This window comes from Kitasatospora sp. NPDC001603, assembly GCF_040298365.1.
Classification (GTDB): domain Bacteria; phylum Actinomycetota; class Actinomycetes; order Streptomycetales; family Streptomycetaceae; genus Kitasatospora.
On record NZ_JBEPAA010000068.1, the window covers coordinates 12,369 to 36,085 of the forward strand.

General features: G+C 75.9%; 8 protein-coding genes and 1 pseudogene. 3 read left to right on the top strand and 6 right to left on the bottom strand.

Features of this window, described 5'->3' with window-relative positions; translation table 11 throughout:
- Window positions 1-49: 49 nt before the first annotated feature.
- The 4 genes and pseudogenes from ABT263_RS30490 to ABT263_RS30505 form a co-directional block, all read right to left on the bottom strand.
- On the bottom strand, window positions 50-2,179 hold the full coding sequence (locus ABT263_RS30490) for an MMPL family transporter (protein ID WP_352295244.1): 2,130 nt from the start codon (window positions 2,177-2,179) through the stop codon (window positions 50-52).
- A gap of 75 nt (window positions 2,180-2,254) precedes the next feature.
- The gene (locus tag ABT263_RS30495; RefSeq protein WP_352295246.1) at window positions 2,255-2,650 is read right to left on the bottom strand and encodes a hypothetical protein; all 396 of its coding nucleotides are present in this window, start codon (window positions 2,648-2,650) and stop codon (window positions 2,255-2,257) included.
- Between the two features lie 222 nt (window positions 2,651-2,872).
- Window positions 2,873-3,139: pseudogene (locus ABT263_RS30500) on the bottom strand (DUF899 family protein); the annotation flags it as partial.
- Between the two features lie 268 nt (window positions 3,140-3,407).
- Complete coding sequence (locus ABT263_RS30505; protein WP_352295248.1) at window positions 3,408-6,530, bottom strand: phosphocholine-specific phospholipase C; 3,123 nt, start codon at window positions 6,528-6,530, stop codon at window positions 3,408-3,410.
- A 588-nt stretch (window positions 6,531-7,118) separates the two neighbouring features.
- Between ABT263_RS30505 and ABT263_RS30510 the strand changes: the two genes are divergently transcribed.
- The 3 genes from ABT263_RS30510 (at window position 7,119) to ABT263_RS30520 (ending at window position 19,400) form a co-directional block, all read left to right on the top strand.
- Window positions 7,119-10,412: a non-ribosomal peptide synthetase gene (locus ABT263_RS30510; RefSeq protein ID WP_352295250.1), complete on the top strand. Its 3,294-nt coding sequence runs from the start codon at window positions 7,119-7,121 to the stop codon at window positions 10,410-10,412.
- 100 nt (window positions 10,413-10,512) lie between these two features.
- A complete protein-coding gene (locus ABT263_RS30515; RefSeq protein WP_352295252.1) occupies window positions 10,513-16,185 on the top strand; it encodes a non-ribosomal peptide synthetase/MFS transporter in 5,673 nt (1,890 codons plus the stop codon).
- Window positions 16,182-19,400 carry a non-ribosomal peptide synthetase gene (locus ABT263_RS30520; RefSeq protein WP_352295254.1) on the top strand — a complete coding sequence of 1,073 codons (3,219 nt, stop codon included), beginning with the start codon at window positions 16,182-16,184 and terminating at the stop codon, window positions 19,398-19,400. The genes ABT263_RS30515 and ABT263_RS30520 overlap by 4 nt, the downstream gene beginning before the upstream one ends.
- Before the next feature lie 67 nt (window positions 19,401-19,467).
- Here the strand turns inward: ABT263_RS30520 and ABT263_RS30525 are convergent, their stop codons facing one another.
- Both ABT263_RS30525 and ABT263_RS30530 read right to left on the bottom strand, forming a co-directional pair.
- Entirely contained in the window at window positions 19,468-20,160 is a 693-nt protein-coding gene (locus ABT263_RS30525; protein WP_352295256.1) for a DUF3152 domain-containing protein, read from the bottom strand.
- 276 nt (window positions 20,161-20,436) lie between these two features.
- The gene (locus ABT263_RS30530; protein ID WP_502885886.1) at window positions 20,437-23,574 is read right to left on the bottom strand and encodes a class I adenylate-forming enzyme family protein; all 3,138 of its coding nucleotides are present in this window, start codon (window positions 23,572-23,574) and stop codon (window positions 20,437-20,439) included.
- Between the last annotated feature and the right edge of the window lie 143 nt (window positions 23,575-23,717).

Sequence of the window (23,717 nt, forward strand, 5' to 3'; positions counted from 1 at the left end):
ACGGTGTTCCACCCGCTGTTACCCGTTCAGCCTAACCGGCCGGCCACCGTCAGACGGGCTCGCCGACCGGCTCGGGCGCCGCCGTACCGACCGCCGTGCGACCCGGCCGGGCCGGCCACCAGACCCGCTCGCCCAGGTCCCGGACCAGCGCGGGCACCAGCAGCGAGCGCACCAGTAGGGTGTCCAGCAGCACGCCGAAGGCGACGATGAACGCGATCTGGGCCATGAAGGCCAGCGGGATCACACCCAGCGCGGCGAAGGTCGCGGCCAGCACCACCCCGGCCGAGGTGATCACTCCGCCGGTGGCCGTCAGCCCGCGCAGCACCCCCTCCCGGGTGCCGACCCGCATCGTCTCCTCACGGACCCTGGTCATCAGGAAGATGTTGTAGTCCACCCCCAGCGCGACCAGGAACACGTACCCGTACAGCGGCACGGAGGGGTCGATGGCGGAGAAGCCGAAGACGTGGTCGAAGACCACCGCGCTGACGCCGAGCGTGGCCAGGTAGGAGAGCGCGACGGTACCGGCGAGCAGCAGCGGAGCGAGCAGCGAGCGCAGCAGGACCACGAGCACGGCGAGGATGCAGAGCAGCACGACCGGCATGATCAGCGCCCGGTCGCGCTCCGCCGTGATCCGGGTGTCGTACTGCTGCGCGGTGTAGCCGCCCACCAGCGCGTCCCCGCCCGGCACCGCGTGCACGGCCTGCCGCAGGCTCCGGACGGTGGCGACGGCCGCGTCGCTGTCGGCCGGGTCGGCGAGCGTGACGTCCAGCCGGACCCGCCCGTCCACCTCCGCCGGGGCACCGCCGGGCGCACCGCCGGTGTACGGGCGGACGCCGGCCACCCCGGGGACGGCTGCCGCGGCGGCGACCGCCTCGGCCCGCCCGGCGGCGGCGATCACCACGGCCGGATTGCCGGCGCCGCCGGGGAAGTGCTTCGAGAGCAGCGCCTGCCCGGCCGCCGAGGGCTGGGCCTTGATGAAGAGTTCGCTCTGCGGGACGCCGCCCGAGTCCAGGGTCGGCGCGAAGGCGGCCAGCGCGGCGAGCACGGCCAGGCCGGCGGCCCAGGTGACCCGCGGCCGGCTCCCGACCAGGGCGGCCACCCGCTGCCAGACGGCGTTCACCGGGGCGCGCCCGTCGGCGGCCGGCCGGGCCGGCCAGTAGGCGGCGCGGCCGAGCAGGACGAGCGCGGCCGGCAGGAAGGTCAGCGCGGAGAGCACCGCGCAGCCGATGCCGATCGCGCCGACCGGGCCGAGCGCCCGGTTGTTGGTGAGGTCGGAGAGCAGCAGGACGAGCAGGCCGAGGGCGACCGTCGTCCCGGAGGCCGCGATCGGCTCGACGGACTGCCGCCAGGCGGTGCGCATCGCCGCGAACCGGTCACCGTGGAGGTGCAGTTCCTCGCGGAAGCGGGCGGAGAGCAGCAGTCCGTAGTCGGTGGCCGCGCCGATCACCAGGATCGACAGCAGACCCTGCACCTGGCCGTCCACCCGGACCAGGCCGTGGTCGGCGAGCAGGTAGACCAGCGCGCAGGAGATCCCGAGGGCGAACACCGCGCCGAGGATCACCAGCAGCGGCAGCAGCAGGCTGCGGTAGACGGCGAGCAGGATCAGCAGCACCACGCCGAGGGCCACGCCGAGCAGCAGTCCGTCGATGCCGGCGAAGGCACCGCCGAGGTCGGCAGCGACCGCTGCCGGACCGGCCAGGCCGACGGTGGTGTCCGGGACCTGGTCGGCGAGTTCGCGGACGGCGCGGACGCTGTCCCCGGTCTGCCGCCCGAGGTCGGAGCGGAGCTGGACGACGCCCTGGAGCGCCGTGCCGTCCTCGGACGGCACGGCGGGCGACACCCGGCCGGTGGCACCGGGGACGGCCGAGGCCTCCTGCAGCGCCCGGCCGGCGGCGGCGCGCTGGGCCTCGCCGACCGCTCCGGTGCGACTCTCCCAGACCACGATCACCGGGAGCGTGGCCGCCGTTCGGAAGTCCTCCCCGAGCCGGGCCACCTCGGTGGACTCGGCGCTGCGGGGCAGGAAGGCGGCCCGGTCGTTGGTGGCCACCTCGGAGAGCTTCCCGGCGTAGGAGCCGAAGGCGCCGCCCAGGCCGAGCCAGACGATCAGGAGGACGAGCGGAACCAGCAGTCTGGTTCGACGCCGGGAGGCGGGACGGGGAGCGGCTGGACCGGTGCGCATCGCGGAGCGCCCTTCGGGCGGGGGCTGGTGACGGACCTCCGCATCATATCTCTCGATGATTGAGAGACTTGACCATCAAGAGGTATGGCGGCCCGACGGCTGCTTCCGACTCCCCCCGAGCAGCCCGGCCACCGAGAGCGCACCCCAGCCGACGGAGACGGCCACCGCCATCACCCGGTGCCGGCGCTCCGGCAGCGCGGTGGCCAGCAGGGCGGCATCGCCCAGGTCGGAGGCGATGCGCACCAGGGTGGCCGCGCGCAGCGCGGAGTCGTCGGGTGCGAAGGCCATCGCCAGGCCGCAGGCGGCGTCCCGGAAGGCGAGCGGGCGCAGACAGGCCGCGGTGGAGCGCGGCAGCGAGCCGTCGGCGGCGGTCAGTCCGGAGGGGGCGGCCAGCAGGGCGGGCCGGCGGGTCACGGCGAGGCCGTAGACGGCGGTGGCGGCGCCGGTCAGCCGGAGCAGACGAGAGTTCATGGCGCGGATCTCCCTGAGTCGGTGGGCGAGGTCGGTGGGCGAGGTCGGTGAGCGAGGTGGGTGAGCGAGGTCGTGAGCGAGGTCGTGAGCGAGGTTCGTGGACGGCCCGCGGTCCGGGAGGAAGGCTGGGCGGTTCGCGGCGCCTCCGGGCCGGAAGTCCCACCGCCCTCAGTGGTGGCCGTGCCGGCCGAGGGTTTCCTCCGGGGTCGCTCCCGGGCGGGTCCACATGTGCTGGTAGGCCACGAGCTCGTCGCGGCCCTGGAACAGGTCCAGGAACGGGACGGGGCCGTCGGGGCCGACGACCTCGACCGTCCCGTCGAGCTCCACCATCGGCAGCCGTCGCCGGGCCGCGGCGATGGCGTCGGCCTCGCGGGTGTGGGCCTTCTCCCGGACCAGCAGCTCGTCCCGGGCGGCCTGCCAGGTCGCCAGGTCGACCACGGGCGGGCGCCCGGGCAGCGAGGGGGTCGAATCGTCCGACGTGGTCGTCATGGTGTCCTCCGTGGTGTCGTGGTGACCGGGCGGCGGCGTTCGCCCTCCTACGACAGCAGAGAGGTCCGACAACACCCGGCCGGACGCGCGCGCCCGGCCGAAATCCGCCGCCCCGACCCGGCGAGCAGACCCGCCGCACCGACCCCGCCGCACCCCCCGGCGAGCAGACCCGCCGCACCGACCCGATGCCCGACGACAAGCCCCCGGCCCGACCGAACGGCCCGCGCACCCCCTCGGGGTACGCGGGCCGCGAGCAGGATCTACCGGGTCAGCCCGTGATCGGCTTGGTGTCGAGGCGGACGTGGTCGACGGCCCAGAACCAGTTGTTGCCCGCGTCGTACATCCGGAACTTCAGGGTCACCGAGCGGGCTCCCGCCGGAACGGCGAACTGCTTGGTGACGAAGGCGTTCTGGACGTCCTTGCCGGCGTTGTCGTTACCGGTCGGGTCGCTGCTGTAGTGGACCAGCCGGATCTCGGTGCCGTTGTCGAAGACGGCGGTGACGGTCGCCTTCTGCGGGGCCTCCTGCCGGTAGTGCGAGTCGAAGGCGAGGTGGAGGGTGTTCGCGCCGGCCGGCAGCTGGACGGCGGGCGAGACCAGGGTGGAGTCGAAGACCCCCTTGCGGGACGGCGAACCGGTGTCGTCCCAGTCGTCCGGGTCGGCGACCGCGAGGATGCCCAGGCCGCGGCTGAAGTTGCCGCGGTCCTGCCCGGCCGGGGTGGACCAGGCGCGCTTGGTGTGGAACGTCCAGCCCTGGAGGCGGGTGGTGCCCTGCGGCATGGCCGGCGCGTTCACCACCGACCAGCCCTGCGGCGCCTGCGGCGTCCAGCCGAGCACGCCGGCCAGCGGCTGGAGGGAGCCGGCCAGCGACTCGAAGTCCTCGCCGAGCAGGTGACCGGCCATCACGGGGGCGGTGCGCGCCGCGATCTCGCCGTCGGCGATCGCGAAACGGCTGCCCGCCGCCGCGCGGGCGGTGACCAGGATCCGGTGGGTGGCGCCGTCCGGCAGCACGGCGGGCGGGGTGACGTCCCACTCGGCGGTCGCGGTGGCACCGGCGGCGAGCGAGGCGGGCGGCGGGGTGACGGCGGTGACCGCCCAGCCGGCCGGCACGACCGGCTGGACCTCGATCGCGGTCAGCGCGGCGGTCGCGGTGAACCGGGCGGCGACCCGGGCCGGACGGCCGGGCAGCAGGATCGCCTCGTCGATCGTGGTGGAGGCGGCCTTGAGCGTGACGTCCAGGGCCAGCGGGTCGGCGAGGCCCATCGCCGGGTCGGTCACCAGGTGGCCGCCGTCCCACGGGAAGCGCCCGGCGATCCGGCGGCGGAAGCCGAGCTCGCCGCGGACGCCCACCGCGACGTCGTACCAGCCCTCCGGGCCGACCTTGACGTTGACGGTCCGGTCGTCGCCCGCCGCGACCCGCACCTCGCGCAGCCCGTCGCCGTAGGCGAGGTCGCCGACCAGGAAGGTCTGGGCGGTGCGGGTGCGGTTGATCACGTCGACCTCCAGCACCTTGCCGTTCTGCTCCTCGGAGAGCGAGATCTCGTACGCCGAGGCGGCGTCCCCGCGCAGGTGCCAGAGCGCGCCGTTCGGGCCGTGCACCCGCAGGTCGTAGCCCTCGGGGCCGACCGTCCAGACGTCGGAGAGGCGGGTCTTGGCGCCCACGGTGTAGTGGCGCGGCGCGGTGCCGGGCGCCGGGTAGACGGCGAAGACGGCGGCCTGGCGGCCCTGGTTGATGAAGTCGACGGTCAGCTCGTCGCCCTTGAGCTTCGGCTTGACCAGCAGGTCGTAGGGGCTGATCCGGGCGGTGCGGGTGCCGCGCTGCTGCTGCGGGAAGGCCTGCGGATCGGGCACCGTGGGCGCGGGCAGCTTGCCGGTGTCGACGACCTTCTGCCGGTTGCCGCTGGTGTCGGGCAGCTGCGGCCAGACCGGGTTGCGCCCGGAGAAGTCGAAGACGTTGGTGAGGTCGCCGGTCACGGCTCTGCGCCACGGGCTGATGTTGGGCTCCTCGATGCCGAAGCGCTGCTCCAGCAGGCGCAGCACCGAGGTGTGGTCGTAGACCGTGGAGTCGACCACGCCGCCGCGCGTCCACGGCGAGACGACGATCATCGGGACGCGCACGCCCAGGCCCATCGGGTACGGGCCGGAGACCAGGGTCTCGCCCGCGGGCAGGGTGTCGGACCAGGTGAGCGAGCCGTCGGCGGCCTTCACCCGGTACGTGCCGTCCTGGCCGACCACCCGGTGGTAGGTCGAGCCGCCCTTGGAGACCCGGACCACGACCTCGCCGTCGACCGGGACGGTCGACTTGCCGCGCCCGGCGGCCAGCGGCGGGACGGGCGGCAGCTGGTGGTCGAAGAAGCCGCCGTGCTCGTCGTAGTTGAGGATGAAGACGGTCTTCTCCCACACCTCCGGCTTCGCGGCGAGCGCGGCGAGCAGCCGGGCCGTCAGGTGCTCGCCGTTCGGCGGGGCGTAGTTGGCGTGCTCGGAGAGCGCGGCGGGCGCGACCAGCCAGGAGACCTGCGGCAGCCGGTCGGCCTGGACGTCGGCGGTGAACGCCTCGACGAGGGCGTCGCCCATCGCGAAGGGGTCGTCCTTCTTCGCCGGGTCACCGACCGCGCGCAGGCCGCGCTCGTAGAGCGGCTCACCCGGCTTGGCCTTGACGAAGGGGGTGAACCAGGCGAGCGCGTTGTCGTCGAAGTTGTCCAGCGCCTGGTAGGTCTTCCAGCTGATCCCGGCCTTCTGCAGCCGCTCGGCGTAGGTGGTCCACTCGTAGCCGCCGGGGATCTCGGTGTTGTCGGTCACCGGGGTGTCCCGCACGGTGCCGCCGCTGGTCCCGGTCATCAGGTGCTCGCGGTTGGTGTTGGTGTTGCACTGCACCGACGCGTAGTAGGCGTCACAGGTCGTGAAGACCGAGGCGAGCGCGTTGTAGAAGGGCATGTCGGCGGGCTCGTAGTAGCCCTGACCGAGCCAGCCGCCGGAGCGGCGGGTGACCGAACCGTCGGCGCGGCCGTCGTTCCAGGCGTTCATCGAGTCGACGAAGCCGAACGCCGGGGCGCCCTGCTGGTAGGCGTTGGTGTGGGCCGCGTTCATCGGGAACGGCAGCAGGTGGCCCTCCTTGCGCCCCGGGTCGGGCTGGTGGAACACCGAGCGCCCGTTGACCCCGCGCACCGCCGTCCGGTCGCCGAAGCCGCGCACGCCGGGGAGCGTACCGAAGTAGTGGTCGAACGCGCGGTTCTCCTGCATGAACACCACGACGTGCTGGATGTCCGCCAGCTTGCCGGGGCGGGCCGGCGCGGCGAGCGCCTCACGCACGCTGAGCGGGAGGGCGGACAGCACGGCGGCCGCCGCCGCGCCGCCGAGCAGGGTGCGGCGCGACAGTTCGGGCATCGGAATCATCGGGGGACGGCTCCTTGGTCACGGGTGCTGGGCCTCCGTTTCGGCCCAGACCCGTTATGTATAGGCGTCCGAGATCAACGGAAGTGGACCGGTTCGATGGCGTTTCGATGACGGGCAGAGAACCCCGAGCTGTACAGACAACTTGACTGCACCCGCCGTCCCTCCCGCCGCCACCCGCGCAGCCGCCCCGGGCCGCCGCCGCCCCCGTCCCGGCCCCGGTCCGACCCCGCCGTCGGGACGGCCCTCAAGACCGCCACCGTGACGGCTTGTGGCGGCGGGTAGTTGACGAACCGTCGGACTGCCCCGCCCGGGTCGTGAACAACCCTTGACGAGGCATGTGGTCTGTGGAAATCTCACGACAGGTCCAGGCCAATGATCTTTCCACGGGGGAGAAGATCGGACCGCTTGACGCATCAGGGGGGAACCTGGGAGTCGGGTCGGCCTTGCTCCAGCGGCCTGTCGACCGGTCCGCGGGGCGGCCCGGACCGCATCCGACGGCCGCGCCCTCCACCGGGCCGCACCGTCGCGGCGGAACCCGGTCGGACGGGTCACCGCAGCCCCGCCTCCGACTCCCGAATCGAGCCCGCCATGTCCGTCTCCCCCGTCGACTCCGCCACCACTCCAGGCTCGTCCGCCGCACCAGTCTCATCCGTCGTACCGGGCCCGTCCGCCGCGCCGGAGGAGGAGCCCGCGAGAGCGGCGAACACTCCGGCCCGGGCCGGGCGCCCCGCCTCCCCCGCCCAGCACGGGATCTGGCTGACGACCAGGCGGACCGCCGTCCCCGAGGCCTTCCACCTCGCCCTGCGGTTCCGTTTCGACCGGATCGACGCCGACGCCCTGGCCCGGGCCGTCGCCGCCACCGTCACCCGCCACCCCGCGCTCGCGGCGGCGCTGGTCGAGGAGGACGGCCTGGTCCGCGAGGTCCCGGCGGGGCGGCCGCCCGCGCTCACCGTCGTCGACGCGACGGCCGACAGCGGCGAAGGCCTGGCCAAGCGACTGGCCGTGGAACTGGCCCTCCCGTTCGACCTCGCCGCCGGACCGCTCGCCCGGTTCACCCTGCTCCGGCGGGCCGGTGGGGCGGCCGACCTGCTGGTGGTGGCCCACCACGCGGTGTTCGACGGGCACTCCAAGGACGTCCTGGCCGCCGACCTCGCCACCGCCTACGCCGCCGCGCGAGCCGGCGGACCGGCCGCCACCGACTCCCCCGCCGCCGACCCCGCGACCTCCGCCCCCACGTCCCTCGACCCCGCCGCCCCCGACGACCGGCGTGACGCCCTCGGGATCGAACCCGAGCCCGAGGCCGTCCGCAGGGCGGCCTCCTTCCACGGCCCCCGGTGGGCCGCCGCCACCGACCCGGTGCTGCCCCACGGCCCCCGGGCCACCACCGACGCCGGCCGGGGCGAGGCCGTCACCTGGCGGCTCGACGGCGCCGGCCGGACCGCCCTGGTCGACGCCGCGCGCGACTGCGGGGTCACCGTCTTCGAGTTCCTGCTCGCCGGCCTGCACGGCCTGCTGCGGCGCTACGGCGGCGAGGCCGTCCCGGTCGCGGTCCCCTTCGCCACCCGCCGCCCGGAGCGGCGCGACGACATCGGCCTCTTCGTCAACGAGCTGCCGGTGCACGCCCCGGCCGGCGCCGGGGAGGAGGTGACGTTCGCGGAGTACGCCCAGGCCGTCCGGGCCGAGGTCCGCCTGGTCTCGGCCCACCGCGCCGTCCCGTTCGGCGCGGCCGTGCCCGGGCTCACGCCGCGGACCGGTCTGGCACCCGTCTCGTTCGGCTACCGCCGCCGCACCACCGCCGACCCGGTGTTCCCGGGCAGCACCACCCGGGTCGACTGGACGGTGTTCCCGCACGCCTCCCGCAACACGCTGCACCTCCAGGCGGTCGAGGACGCCGGGGCCGTCGGCTTCTCCCTCCAGTACGACCCGGCCGTCCTCTCCCCCGCCGCCGCCCGGCGCATCGCCGGACACCTCGCCGCCCTGCTCGCCGCCGCCACGGCCGACCCGGGAGCGGCCCTGGCGGACCTGTTGCTGCTCGACGAGACCGAGCAGCGGCTCGTCACGAGCACCTGGAACGCCACCGAGCACGCCTACCCCGCCGACCGGACCGTGCTCGACCTGGTCCGCGAGCGCGCCGGCGCCACGCCCGAGGCCCTCGCGGTGGTGGCCGGCGCCGAGCGCCTGACGTACCGGGAGCTGCTGCGGCGCACCGACCGGCTGGCGAACGCGCTGACCACGGCCGGCGTCGGCCGGGACGACCTGGTCGCTCTGCACCTCGGCCGCACCGCCGACCTGCCGGCCGCGCTGCTCGCCGTGCACACCGTCGGCGCCGCCTACCTGCCGCTCGACCCCGCCTACCCGGCCGAACGGCTCGCCCTCGTCCTGGCGGACTCCGGCGCCACGCTGCTGCTGGCCGACCGCGAGCCGGCCCCCGAGGTGGCCGCCGCGGCCCCGACGCTGCTGCGGCTCACCCACGCGGCGGGCGACACGGCGGACGACGCGCCGGAGGACGACCCGGCCGCCACCCGGACCGCGCCCGGCCGGCTCGCCTACGTGCTCTACACCTCCGGCTCGACCGGCCGCCCCAAGGGCGTCGAGACCGGCCACCGCGCGCTGGTCAACCTGCTCTCCGCCTTCGCCGACCGGCTCGGCTCGGGCCCCCGGGACGTCTGGCTCGGCCTCACCTCACTCTCCTTCGACATCTCCGCGCTCGAACTGCTGCTGCCGCTGGTCACCGGCGGGCGGCTGGTGCTCGCGCCGGACGGCCTCGCCGTCGACGGCCCGGGCCTGCGGTCGCTGGTGGAGCGCGAGGGCGTCACCCACGCCCAGGCCACCCCCTCGGGCTGGCGGGTCCTGCTGGGCGCCGGAACGCTGCCGCCCGGCCTGACCGCCCTGGTCGGCGGGGAGGCGCTGCCGCTGCCGCTGGCCCGCGAGCTGAGGGCGGGCACCGACCGGCTCCTCAACGTCTACGGGCCGACCGAGACCACCGTCTGGTCCACCTGCGCCGAGGTCCCGGCCGCACCGGAGGCCGTCCGGATCGGCCGACCGATCGCCAACACCCGCGCGTACGTGCTGGACGGGCGGCGCCGGCCGCTCCCGATCGGTGTGCCGGGCGAGCTGTACCTCGGCGGTGACGGGGTCGCCGAGGGCTACCTGGACCGGCCCGGGCTGACCGCCGAACGCTTCGTCGAGGACCCGTTCGGCGCGCCCGGCGAGCGGCTCTACCGCACCGGCGACCTCGTGGCCTGGACCGCCGACGGCGAACTGGAGTTCCTCGGCAGGCTCGACGACCAGGTCAAGATCCGCGGCCACCGGATCGAGCTCGGCGAGATCGAGTCGGCGCTGCTGGCCCACCCCGCGGTCGCCGAGGCGGCCGCCGCCGTCCGGCGGGACGAGGCGGCCGGCGGCGCGGAGCCGTTCGTCGCCGGTTACCTCGTCCCGGCGCCCGGGGCAGCCGTGCCGGACGCCGCCGAGCTGCGGGCCCTCCTCCAGCGGACGCTGCCGGCCGCCGCCGTACCGCAGCGCTTCGCGGTGCTCGACCGGCTGCCCCTGACGCCGAACGGCAAACTGGACCGCCGTGCGCTGCCCGTCCCCCCGCGCCCGACCGACGCCGCGAGCCAGGGCTCGACCGGGGCGACCGGAGCAGCCGGGCAGCAGGAGCACGACGAGGTGCTCGACGCCGTGCTCGGGATCTGGGCCGAGGTGCTGGGACTGCCCGACCTGGGCCCCGAGGACGACCTGTTCGAGCTCGGCGGGCACTCCCTGACGATCATCCAGATCACCGCCAGGACCCGCGACCTGCTCGGCGTCGAGCTCGACTTCGACGTCTTCTTCGCCACCCCGACGCCGCTCGGCATCGCCGCGGCCGTCCGCGACCTGCGCTGACCTCCCGGGCGGCGCGCTGCACCGCGCCGCCCGCTCACCCCGCGGCCGCTCCCGCCCCGAGGGCACCGCCACCTCCGACGTGCGCCGAAATGGATCACCGATGACCGACATCCAGGACCCCACGGCCGGGCTGTCCGCGACCAAGCGCGCCCTGCTCGCCCAGCGGCTGCGGACCGCCTCGGCCCCCGCCAGAACCGTGCCGGCCAGACCGCCCGGCACCGCCCCGCCGCTCTCCAGCGGCCAGGAACGGCTCTGGTTCATGGACCAGTTCGCCCCCGGCTCCACGGCCTACACGCTGGCCCCGGCCCGCCGGCTGCGCGGGCCGCTCGACCGCGACGCGCTGGACGCCGCCCTGACCGACCTGGTCGCGCGGCACGAGGCGCTGCGGATGACCTTCCCCGGTACCCCCGAGGGCACCGCCGAGGTCCGCGTCGCCGAACCCGCCCCGTGCGCGGCCCGGTTCGTCGACGCCACCGCCGACCCGGACCCGGCCGGGCGCGCCACCGCCGAACTCGGCGCCCTGGCGGCCGAGCCCTTCGACCTGGCCGCCGGACCGCTGCTGCGCGCCCTGCTGGTCCGCATCGCACCCGACGAGCACGTGCTCGCGCTGGTGATGCACCACATCGTCAGCGACGGCTGGTCGCTGGACATCCTCCACCGCGAGCTGGACACGCTCTACGCCCGGCACGCCGACGGCACCCCGGACGGCCTGGCGGCCCCCGCCGTCCGGTTCGGCGACTACGCGCACTGGCAGCGCGAGCGGCTGACCGGCGGCGCGCTGGCCGCCTCCCGCGCCTACTGGCGGACCGAGCTGCGCGACGTCCCCGTCCTCGACCTGCCCACCGACCGACCGCGGCCCCCGGTGCTGACCTTCGACGGCGCCGCCCTGGAGTTCCACTGGGGTGCGGAACTCGGCAGCGGCGTCAACGCCCTGGCCCGCTCCGCCAACGCGTCCGCGTACATGGTGCTGATGGCCGCGCTGCAGACCCTGCTGGGCCGGCACACCGGCTTGCGGGACTTCGCCGTCGGCTCGGCCGTCGCGGGCCGCCTCCACCGCGAACTGGAGGACGTCGTCGGGCTGTTCGTCAACATCCTGCCGATCCGGGCCCGGCTGGAGGGCGACCCGACCTTCACCGAGCTGCTCGGCCGGGTCCGCGAGACCACCCTCGACGCGTACACCCACCAGGAGGTGCCCTTCGAGCAGATGGTGGCCGACCTGGACATCGAGCGCGACGTCAGCCGGTCGGCCGTCTTCCAGGTGAGCTTCGCCTTCCAGAACTACGGCGACCGCACCGCGAGCAGCACCCACACGAGCACCGGCACCAACACCCGCCCCGGTGGCGCACCGGCCCGGGAGGGCTTCGGCCACGAGGCCACCACCACCCGCACCGACCTGGCGCTCTACCTGCGGGAGAAGTCCGACGGCGGCCTGTACGGGCTGCTCACCTACCGCACCGACCTCTTCGACGCCGCGACCGTCCGGCGCCTGGTCGAGCGGTTCGAACTGCTCCTCGCCGCCGCGGTGGCCGACCCGGCCCGCCCGGTCTCCCGGCTGCCGCTGCTCACCCCCGGCGAACGGCGGGACGTCCTGGAGACCTGGGCCGCCGGCCCGCCGCTGCCCGCCACCGCCGGTGCGCCGGACACCCTGACGGCGCTGCTCGCCGCCACCGCCCGGGACCACCCGGAGCGCCCGGCCGTGGTCCTCGGGGACCGCACGCTCGACTACCGCGAGCTGGAGCAGCGGGCCACCGGCCTCGCCCGGCGGCTGCGGGCGCTCGGTGTGCGGCCCGACGACCGGGTCGCGGTCTGCCTGGAGCAGTCCCCCGAACTGGCGGCGGCCCTGGTCGGCGTGCTCAAGTCCGGCGGTGCCTACCTGCCGCTGGACCCGGAGCAGCCGCCCGCCCGGCTCGCCCACCTGGTGGCCGACGCCGAGGTCCGGGTGCTGGTCACCGACACCGCGCTGCGGGGGCGCTTCCCCGGTTACACCGGCGCCGAGCTGCTGCTCAACGCGGACCCGCCCGGCCCGGAGCCCCTCACGCCCGATCCGGAGCCGCTGGACGAGGCCGCCGGCCCGGACCACCTGGCCTACGTGATCTACACCTCGGGCTCGACCGGCGCCCCCAAGGGCGTCGCCGTCCAGCACCGGCAGATCCTCAACTACCTGGCCGGGGTGCGCGAGCGGCTGCGGATCGAGCCCGGCGCGAGCTACGGGCTGCTGCAGTCGCTGTCCTTCGACTTCAGCATCACGATGCTCTACCTGGCGCTGAGCAGCGGCGGCCGGGTCCATCTGCTCCCCCGCCGGACCGCCGGCGCCGAACTCGCCGAGCAGATCGAGTCCCTGGAGCTCGACTACCTCAAGATGACCCCCTCGCACCTGGCCGCGCTCGGCTCCGACGCCCCGCTGGAGCGGCTGCTGCCGCGCCGGGCGCTGGTGCTCGGCGGCGAGGCCTCGGCCTGGCCGTGGGCCGCCGAACTGGCCGCCCTGGACCGCTGCGCGGTGTTCAACCACTACGGCCCCACCGAGGCGACCGTGGGCGTCACCGTCCACGAGGTCACCGCCGGCGCGGCCGGTCCGGGGAGCACCCCCATCGGCACCCCGCTCGCCGGGGCCCGCTGCCACGTGCTCGACGAGGCGCTGCAGCCCGTGCCGCCGGGCGTCACCGGCGAGCTGTACCTGGGCGGCGACCGGCTCGCCCGCGGCTACCTGGGCCGCCCCGACCTGACCGCCGAGCGCTTCGTCGAGGACCCGTTCGGCGCGCCCGGTGACCGGCTCTACCGTACCGGCGACCTCGCGCGCTGGCGGCCCGACGGCACCCTCGACTACCTGGGACGCGGCGACGACCAGATCAAGGTGCGCGGCTACCGGGTGGAGCCGGGCGAGATCGAGGCCGCCCTCACCGCCCTGCCCGGCATCACCCAGGCCGTGGTGCTGGGGCGCGGCGAGGGACTGCGGCAGGCGCTGGTCGGCTACCTCGAACACCCGGGCGGGGGCCCGGCGCCGGCGCCCGCCGAGCTGCGCGAGGCCCTCGCCGAGGTGCTGCCCGACTACATGGTGCCGGCCCGCTTCGTCGTCCTCGACCGGCTCCCCCTGCTGGCCCACGGCAAGGTCGACCGCCGCGCGCTGCCCGAGCCCGAGGAGCCCGCCGCCACCGGCGAGTTCGTCGAACCGCAGGACGAGGCCGAGCGGTTCCTCGCCGGGCTCTGGGCCGAACTGCTGGGGGTCCCCCGGGTCGGCGCCCTGGACGACTTCTTCGAACTCGGCGGGCACTCGCTGCTCGCCACCCAGGTGGTCGCCCGGCTGCGCCGGGCCTACCCCGAACTCGCCACTCCGGTCGGGGTGATGGACCTCTTCAAGTACCCCACCGTCCGGCGCCTCGCCGCCCTGCTCAGCGACCCGGACGCCGACCGCGGCCCCCGCCGCCTGCTGCACCGGCTCACCCCGGCCGGCCGCCGGACCACCGCCAGCATCGTCTGCACCCCGTACGGCGGCGGCAGCGCGCTCATCTACAAGCCGCTCGCCGACGCGCTGCCCGCCGACTGGGCGCTGCACTCGCTGGCCGTCCCCGGCCACGAGCTGGGCGAGGAGGCGATGGACATCGACGAGGTGGCCGCCCGCTGCGCCCAGGAGATCGTCGACACCGTCGAGGGGCGGATCGTCCTCTACGGCCACTGCGGGGTCGGGGTCCGGCTCGCCGTGGAGGTCGCCCGCCTGGTCGAGGCGGCCGGGCGGGAGATCGAGGCCGTGCACCTCGGCGGGATCTTCCCGTTCGCCCGGCCGCGCGGGCGCGGCGCCGCCGTCGGCGAGCGGTGGGCGCGGATCGCCGACCGGCTCCGCAGCGACCAGGGCATGGTCAACGCCCTGGCGGCGGCCGGTCTGGACACCGACGAGGTCGGCGCCGAGCAGCTGCGCCTGATGGTGCGCAACCGCCGGACCGGTACGAAGGAGGCCGAGCAGTACTTCACCCGGCTCTTCGAGAGCGAGGACGGCCGGATCTCCGCACCGGTGATCGCGGTCTGCGGCGACCGGGACCCGGCCACCGAGTTCTACGAGGAGCGGTACCGGGAGTGGCACCGGCTCAGCGACACCACCGGTGTGGTGGTGCTCGACGAGGCCGGCCACTTCTACCTCAAGTACCGGGCCGCCGAACTCGCCGAGATCCTGACCACCGTGCACCGCTCGGTCGCGGCGGGGCGGGAGCGGCGGCACGAACGGGCCGGCGGCGCCACCTGGTGGCTGGCCGGCCTCTCCCGGGACGGCGCCGAGCAGAGCGCCGACGCCCGCCCCGCCGCGCCCGGCCCGCGCACCCCGGCCGGCGCGAGGAGCCCGGCGGCGGCACGGCCGACCATGCGGCGGTTCCTCGGCGTCGCCGCCGGGCAGCAGATCTCCATGATCGGCTCGGCGCTCACCGAGTTCGCCCTGCCGGTCTGGATCTACCTGACCACCGGTTCCCTCGCCCAGTTCGGCCTGCTGGCGGCCTGCGGGCTGGTGCCCGGCATCCTGGCGGCGCCGATCGCCGGCGCCGTCGTGGACCGCGGCGACCGGCGCCGGATCATGCTGTACGGCGACGTCGCGGCCGGCCTGACCCAGGCGGTGATGCTGCTGCTGTTCCTCGCCGACGGCCTGCGGGTCTGGCACGCGTACGTCCTGATCGCGGTGCTCTCGACGGCGCTCACCTTCCAGCGGCTGGCCTGGAACTCGGCCGTCCCGCAGCTCGTGCCGAAGCGGTTCCTCGGCCGGGCCAACGGCATCGTCCAGATGGCCTTCGGGCTGGCCCAGTTCCTGGTGCCGCTGTTCGCCGTCGGACTGCTCGCCGCGCTCGGCCTCGGCGGCATCCTCGCCCTCGACGTGGCGAGTTACGTGGTGGCCACGGCCGTCACGCTGGCCGTGCGCTTCCCGGACGTGATGGCGGCCCGGCGGCGGGAGAGCGTCGCCGCCGAGATCCGGGCCGGGTTCCGGCGCGCGCTGGGCAGCCGGCACTTCCGCGCGATGCTGCTGTTCTTCGCCGTCCTCAACATCTTCCTCTCCCCGCTGTTCCTGCTCACCACCCCGCTGGTGCTCTCCTTCGCCCCGCTCGCGGCGGCCGGGTGGGTCGCCGTCGCCGCCGGCCTGGGCGCCGTGCTGGGCGGTCTGACCCTGCTGGTCTGGGGCGGGCCCCGACGGTTGCGGCTGCGCGGCGTCCTGTTCGCCACCCTCGGGCTGGCCGGCGCCTGCCTGGTGACCGGTCTGCGGCCCTCGGTGCTGCCGGTGGCGCTCGGCGCCTTCGGCATGGCCTACGCACTGGCCCTGGTCAACGGCGTCTACGCGACGATCGTGCAGACCAAGGTCCCGCTGCGGTTCCACGGCCGGGTGATCGCGGTGAACACCATGGTCGCCTGGTCCACCCTGCCGGTCGGCTTCGCCGTGGTGGCGCCGCTCGGGCCGCGCCTGGTCCAGCCGTGGGTCGACGAGGACGGCGCGCTCGCCGGCACCGTCGGACGGCTGATCGGCACCGGCGAGGGACGCGGCATCGGCCTGCTCTACCTGCTGTTCGGCCTGGCCATGGTGCTGCTGGTGGTGGCCTGCCTGGCCGTTCCCGCGCTGCGCCACTTCGACCGCGACGTCCCGGACGCCGAGCCCGACGACCTGGTGGGCCTCGCCGCCCTGACGGACCGCGCCGCCACGACCGCCCGGCCCACCCCGACCCACACCCCCGCCCCCACCGCCATCCTCACCACCGCGCCCGCCGACACCCCGCCCGCGCGCCGTACCGGAACCGAGGCCGCCGTCCGATGACCAGCACCGACCAGACGACCGGCGCCGCCCGACCGACCGAGGCCGCCCACCCGCTCACCGAGGAGCAGCGGCGCCTCTGGTTCCTCCAGCAACTGAACCCCGCCGACACGGGCTTCACCATGTACCTCTGCCGGCGCTGGAGCGGTCCGCTCGACCAGGGCGCGCTGCGCGCCGCGCTGAACCGGCTGACGGCCCGCCACGAGACCCTGCGCACCCGGTTCGCGCTGGACGGCGAGGCGCCCGTCCAGCTGGTCGAGCCGCCCGCGCCGGTCCCGCTCGCCCTGGTCGAGCTGGCCCCCGGCGCGAGCGAGCGCGACTTCACCGAGGCCTGCCGGCCGGCCGTCAACGCGCCCTTCGACCTGGCCGCGCGGCCGCCGCTGCGGGCCGTCCTGGTCTCCGCCGGGCCGGCCGAGCACGCGCTGGCCGTGGTGGTGCACCACATCGTCTCGGACGGCTGGTCGTTCCGGATCCTCTGGCGCGAACTGCTCGCCCTCTACCGGGAGGAGACCGGCGAGGCGCCGGCCGGCCTGGCACCGCTCGCCCTCCGGTACGGCGACGTCGCCCGCGCCGAGCGGGAGCGCGCGGCGGCCGGCGGCGCCGAGACCGCGTTCCGCTACTGGGCCGAGAAGCTGGCCGGCACCGGCCGACTGCGACTGCCGCTGGACCACCCGCGGCCGGACCACCCGCGCCATCCGGCCGGCTTCGCCCCGGTCGAGCTCGGCCCCGGACTCACCGCGGCCCTGGACGCACTGGCCCGGCGCGAGCGCTGCACCCCGTTCATGGTGCTGCTGGCCGCCTACCAGTGCGTGCTGGCCCGCTGGACCGGCACCCGGGACTTCCTGGTGGGCACCCCCCTGGCAGGTCGGACCGAGGCCGCCCAGGAGGCACTGGTCGGCTACTTCGCCCGGACCGGGATCATCCGCGCCGACCTCACCGGCGAGCCGGACTTCCGGACGGTGCTGCACCGGGTGCGGACGGCCACCCTGGGCGCGCTGAGCCACCAGGAGGTACCGGTGGAGCGGCTCGCCACCCACCTGGGCCTGCCCGCCGAGGCCGGCGCCGCGCCGCTCTACCAGGCGGTGTTCGTCCACCAGAGCCAGTACGACCTGGCCGGCGGCGACGGCGGCGCCGACCTGCCGGCCGGGGTGCGCACCGCCTCGATGGACTCCGGCTTCGAACGCGCCAAGACCGATCTGCTGCTCGACAGCTGGCGGACGCCGGACGGCGGTCTGACGCTCTCCTTCGCCTTCGACCGGGAGGTCCTCGACGACAGGACGGTCGCCGCGCTCGGCGCCCGCTGCCGGGCCCTGCTCGCCGCCGTCGTCGAGGACCCGGCGCTGCCGCTGCACGGCGACTGGCTGCTCGGGCCGGAGGAGGAGGCCGAACTCCTCGCGCTCGGCACCGGACCGGCGCCGGGCCACGCCGGGCCGGCGCGCCCGTGGCTCCCCCGCTTCGCGGAACGCGTCGCCGCCGCGCCGGACGCCCCGGCCCTGGAGTGCGACGGGCACACCCTCTCCTACGCCGAACTCGACCGGCGGGCCGACGACCTTGCCGCCCGGCTCGGACCCGTCGCCGGTCAGCTGGTGGCGGTCCGGCTGGCGCCCTCCTTCGACCTGGTGGTCGCGCTGCTGGCGGTCTGGAAGGCCGGGGCCGGCTACCTGCCGATCGACCCGGCCCACCCCGAGGAGCGGCGGCGGCTGATGCTCCGCGAGTCGGGCGCCGTCCTGCTGCTCACCGACGAGCACAGCGAGGGCCACGGCGAGGGCGAGGGCGCCGAGAGCGGCGCGGGCCCGCGGATCGTCCCGGCCGCCGCGCCCTCCCCGGGTGCGGACCGGGCCGGACTGGCGTACGTCCTCTACACCTCCGGCTCCACCGGTACCCCCAAGGCGGTGGCCGTCGACCACCCGGCCCTCGCCGCCCGGGTCGACTGGATGGCCGGCCCGGACGGCTACCGGCTGATGCCCGGTGACCGGATCGTCCAGTTCGCCTCGATCGGCTTCGACACCCACGCCGAGGAGCTCTGGCCCGCCCTCGCCGCCGGCGCCTGCGTGGTCCTGCTCCCGGGCGGCGGGCGCACCCTGCCCGAGCTGCTCCGCGGCTCGCACGGCCGGTCCGTCACGGTGCTCGACCTGCCCACCGCGTACTGGGAGGAACTGGTCTCCCTCGACGGGCGGACGCCCTGGCCGGCCGCCCTGCGGCTGGTGGTGCTCGGCGGCTCCGAGGCCCGCGCGGACTCCGTCGCCCGCTGGCGGGAGCGGCACGGCGACGCCGTCCGGCTGGTCAACACCTACGGCCCGACCGAGGCCACCGTGATCGTCGCCGCGGCCGACCTCACCGCCCCGGACACCACCCGGCGCCCGCCCCTCGGCCGCCCGCTCCCCGGCGTCCGGCTCTACGTCCTCGACGGGAACGGCGCCCTGCTCCCGCGCGGCTCCGCGGGCGAGCTGCACATCGGCGGCGCCGGCCTGGCCCGCGGCTACCTCGGCCGCCCCGACCTCACCGACGCCGCCTTCCGCCCCGACCCCTTCACCGGCACGAGCCCCGGCGCGCGGATGTACCGCACCGGCGACCGGGCCCGCTGGCGCGCCGACGGGCAGCTGGAGTACCTGGGCCGCACCGACGAGCAGATCAAGCTGCGCGGGTACCGGATCGAACCGGCCGAGATCGAGGCCGCCCTCACCGGCCACCCGGAGGTGGCCGGAGCGGCCGCCGTCGTCCTCGCCGGCCGCCGCCTGGTCGGCTACGCCGTCCCGGCCCCCGGCGCCGAACCCGCACCGGCCGCCCTGCGCGAGCACCTGGCCCGGTCGCTGCCCGCCTACCTCGTCCCGGACACCGTCGTCCTCCTCGACCGGCTGCCGCTGACCCTCAACGGCAAGCTCGACACCGCTGCCCTGCCCGCCCCCGACCCGACCGCCACCGCCGAGTACCTGGCCCCGCGCACCGACGCCGAACAGCTCGTCACCACCCTTTGGGGGGAGGTCCTGGGCCTCCCCCGGGTCGGCGTCCTCGACGACTTCTTCGCCCTCGGCGGCGACTCCCTCCTGGTCACCCGCGTGGTCGCCCGGATCCGCGCCGCCGTCGGCCTGGACGTCCCGATCCGCGACGCCTTCGAACTCTCCACCGCCGCCGCCCTCGCCGCCCGGATCGAGGACCTGCTGATCGCCGAGATCGAGGCCCTCAGCGAGGAGGAGGCCGCCGCCCGGCTCACCGACTGACCGCCCGGAGCGCGTGACGCCGGTCGCCCCGCCGGAGATCCGGCGGGGCGACCGGCGTCACGGGTGGCTACGGGGCCGGGGTGGCGGGCGGGAGGAGGGGACCGGTGAGCAGGGTGCCGGTCTCGGAGTAGGGCCAGCCGTTCGGGACGCACCCGTGCAGGCCCTTGATCTGCTGCATCATCACCGGCGCCGGCTGACCCGGGCCGGGGCAGTCGACGTGGCCGAGGCCGAGGATGTGGCCGACCTCGTGGTTGACCGCGAGCGCGTGGTACTGCTCCGGCTGGCCGGTGTAGAACTCGGTCAGCTCGTTCCAGCGCTTGGCGTTGATGACCACCTGGTGGCCCACCCCGCAGTTCACCGACCCGCCGGTGTCCAGCCCGTACTGGCCGCATATCCGGTCCGTGGTCTTCGGGCTCGCCAGGTAGACGGTGAAGTCCACCGGGTCGGCGGGCATCCGCTGGAAGGAGCGCGTGCCGTCGGCGGCCCAGCCGCGCCGGACGTCACCGAGGACGGCGTCGACCGCGGCGGCGAACTGCTCGGGGCTCTCCTTGAGCCCCTTCTCGGCCCGGACCTTGTAGCGGTAGACGTGCTCGCCGCTGCCGAAGAGCGGGGAGCCCCCGGCGGCCGTGGTGAACGCCATCGGGTCCAGCGCCTTGGCGGCGGGCGGGGCCCAGGGCTTCCACCACAGCAGGCCGGCGGTCAGGGCGCCGATCAGCACCACGGCGAGCCCGGCCGCCCAGAGCTTCGCTCCAGCGGACACGCGCCGGAGCCCCCCGAGGCCCCTCATCGGCCGCTCCCCGCCGTGGGGCGGCCGCACCGGAGCGCCGGCCGTGGCACCCGGGGCGTCGGAAGGACGGTGGCGGCGGGTCGGAGACGGTCCGAGGTCTGCGGCGACATGGTGGGGCGAGACTCCTGTACGAAGGGACGAACGTATGCACGATTGTGCAGGAAAGAACGGACGCCGACGGACGACCGGTTCAAAACGGCCGCTTCCGACCGCTCCCGACCCCGTGCACGCACCCCTTCCGCCTCCTCCTCACGCGGCCTCCGGCAAGCGGGCCTCCAGGGCCTGCGCCAGCTCCGCGACGGTCTCCGGAGCGAAGGCGTGCTCGTTGTAGCGCAGCCAGCAGACCAGCCCGCCGTCCGGCTGCTCGACCGCCGCCAGCTCCGGCACGTGCCGGTCCCCGCCCGGCATCGGGTACGGCACGGTCGCGCTGCGCGGCACCTCCCAGGCGGTGCAGGCCAGCCCGGGCAGCTGGGCCGGCGCGCTCCAGCTCTCGTAGCGGAGCCAGGCGGCGAACGGCACCCGGGGGCTGAACTCCGCGAAGGGGTAGAGCTGGTGGTCCAGGGCGGCCGTCGAGGCGGTCCGGACCCGGGCCAGCAGTTCGGCGAGCCCGGGTGCGCCCGTCGCGTCGATCCGCAGCAGCAGCGACTGGACGAAGCAGCCGACGGCCCGCTCGGCCGCCGGTTCGGTCCGGCCCGGCACTGGGGTCATCAGCACCAGGTCGCCCTGGCCGCTGCGCTCCGCCAGCAGGCCCAGCCAGACCGCCGCGAGCGCCTGGAAGGGCGTCGCGCCCGCCTCGGCCGCGCGGGCCCGCAGGGCCGCGGCCCGCTCCGGCGCGACGGCCAGCCGGTGGGCCGCGCTCAGCACGACCTCGGTGGACCGCCGCCCCGGGAACGGCTCCACCGCCGGCGGCGCGCCCGCCAGGGTGCGGGCGAAGTGGGCGCGGGAGGCCGGCCAGTGGGCGTTGGACCGGGCGACGAGCTCCCGGTACTCGGGTCCCGGCCGGGGGGCGGGCGCCGACCGGCCGCGCCGCAGCGCCGAGTAGAGCACGCCCAGCTCGCGCAGCAGCACCCCGATCGACCAGCCGTCGGCGGCCATGTGGTGCACCGCGAGCAGCACGGCGTGGTCGTCCGGGCCCCGGGTGACCACGGCGAGGCGGGTCATCGGCCCCTCGGCGATGTCGGTCAGCCGGTCCCGGACGGCGACCAGCCGGGCGGAGACCTCGTCGTCGCTCTCGCCCGGGGCCTCGACCAGGACGACCTCCACGCCCGGGTCCGCGTCGACCACCGCGCGCCGGATCCCCGGCTGCCCGGCGCCCGGTACCGGGACGAACCGGGTCCGCAGCGCCGGGTGACGGCGCGCCACCTCGTGCAGCGCCTCGGCCAGCAGGTCGGTGCGCAGCGGCTCGGTGACCCGGAACATCACGGCCACCGATCCGACGTTGCGGCCCTCGGCCTCGGCCGTCCAGCGCAGGAAGTTCTCCTGCTGGGAGGTGAGCGGGACGTCGTGCGGCTGGGCGCGCAGTTCCCGGAGGAAGTCCGAGACCTCCTCCTCGGCCGGTGGGCCCGGCTCCCGGACCGTCGTCGGCGCCTCCTTGAGCCAGGCCGCCTGGGCGCGCAGCGAGGGCCGTTCGAAGACCAGGGCGGTGCTCGCCGTGACGCCGAACTCGGCGGAGATCGCGGCGGCCAGCTGGACGGCCCGGAAGGAGTCCCCGCCGAGGGCGAAGAACTCGTCCTCGACGGCCCGCACCGGGCGGCCCAGCACCCGCTGCCAGAGCCCGGCCAGGGCGACCTCGCGGTCGGTGGCGGGCGGGGTGCCGGGGGCGGGGTCGGCCGATTCGGTGAACCGGGCCCGCAGTTCGTGCTTCACCACCTTGCCGCTGGGGTTGCGCGGCAGGCGGTCGGTGACCAGGATCCGGACGGGCAGTTCGGCGCGACCGAGCCGGGCGCTCAGGAACAGCCGCAGCTCGTCGAGGTCGAGGCCGTCCGCGGCGGGCACCACGGCGGCGACCGGTACGGCGCCCATCACCGGGTGCGGGACGCCCAGCGCGGCCGCGTCCGCGACCCGCGGGTGGGCGTGCAGCACGTCCTCGATGCGCAGCGTGGAGACCTTCAGCGCACCGGACTTGATGAGGTCGCTCTCCCGGTCCACCAGGTAGAGGTAGCCGTCCGCGTCGAGCCGGCCGAGGTCGCCCATCCGCACCCAGCCGTCCCGGAAGACGGCGGCCGACTCGCCCGGTCCGGCCACGTAGCCGCGCGGCGGGCCGGGCTGGCGCAGCCAGACCTCGCCGACGGCGCCGGGCGCCACCGGGTGCCCGTCCGCGCCGAGCAGCCGCAGGTCGGCCGGGTTGGCCGGGCGGCCGACCGAGCCCGGCCGGCGGGCGTCCACGACGGCCGATACCTGGGCCGGCGAGGACTCGGCGGAGGTGTAGGTGTTGACGACGGTGGCGGTGGGGAGCGCGGCGGTGAGCGCCGTCGCGACCGGCGCGGGCAGCGCGGCGGCCGAGGAGCTGACCAGCAGCACGCTGCCGAGGTCCCGGCGGTGGGCCACGCCGGAGTTCAGCAGTTCCACGGCCATCGAGGGCACCAGGAAGACGGTGCCGACCCGGTGTTCCTCGACGGTCCGGCCGAACTCCTCGGCGTCGAAGCGCGGCAGGCAGATCGTCGCGGGCGCCGCGACCAGGGCGTTGACCAGGACGACCTGGGCCGCGTTGGTGCCGATCGGGAAGGCGTGGACGGCGTGCGCCGAGTGGGCGTACGGCCGGGGTCTGGGATCCAGCCGCTGCCCCGCGGTGAGGCTGGCGTGCGCGGCGTGCACGCCCTTGGGCGCCCCGGTGGTGCCGGAGGTGCCGATCACCTGGGCCAGGTCCTCGGGGCGGGCCCGGTGCGGCGGTTCCTCGGGGGCGCCGGTCACCGCCTCCAGCGCGGCGAGCGGCAGGCAGGGCACGCCGGCCGCGGCCGCCCGGGGGTCCTCCGCCGGGCCGGCCACCGCCAGGCGCACCGCGCTCGCCGTCGCGAGCCGCACGGTGTCCTCCGGGCCGAGGTCCTCGCGGACCACCACCCCGGCCGCGCCCGCGTAGTGGACCGCGAGGAAGGCCACCGCGTACGCGTCCCAGCCGCGGTTGGGGAACAGCAGCAGCACCCGGTCCCCGGGCCGGACCCCGGCGCGGGCGAGTCCGTGGGCGGCGCGGACGGCGCGCTCGCGCCACCGGCGGTAGTCCAGCGGCGCGCCTCCGGGGACGAGCAGGGCGGTCCGTCCGGGGTGCCGGGCCGCCCGGTCGTCCAGCAGATCGGGCAGGGTGAGCGGGGTGCTGACGGTGGATCGGGTGTTGATGACGACTCCCGGAAGGGCCTGGACGGGGACTGCGGCCGATCGGCCGAACGGGTGAATGGTCCAGACCGTAGCGGCTGTGCGGGCCGGCCCGCCAGAGCCACCGGCCGGCCGGCGCCGATCGAAGCGGAACGGCGCCGGGCCCGGTCCGGCCGTTCCCGCCGCACGCGGCGGCGGCGGTCGGACCAGCTCTAGCCCACCCG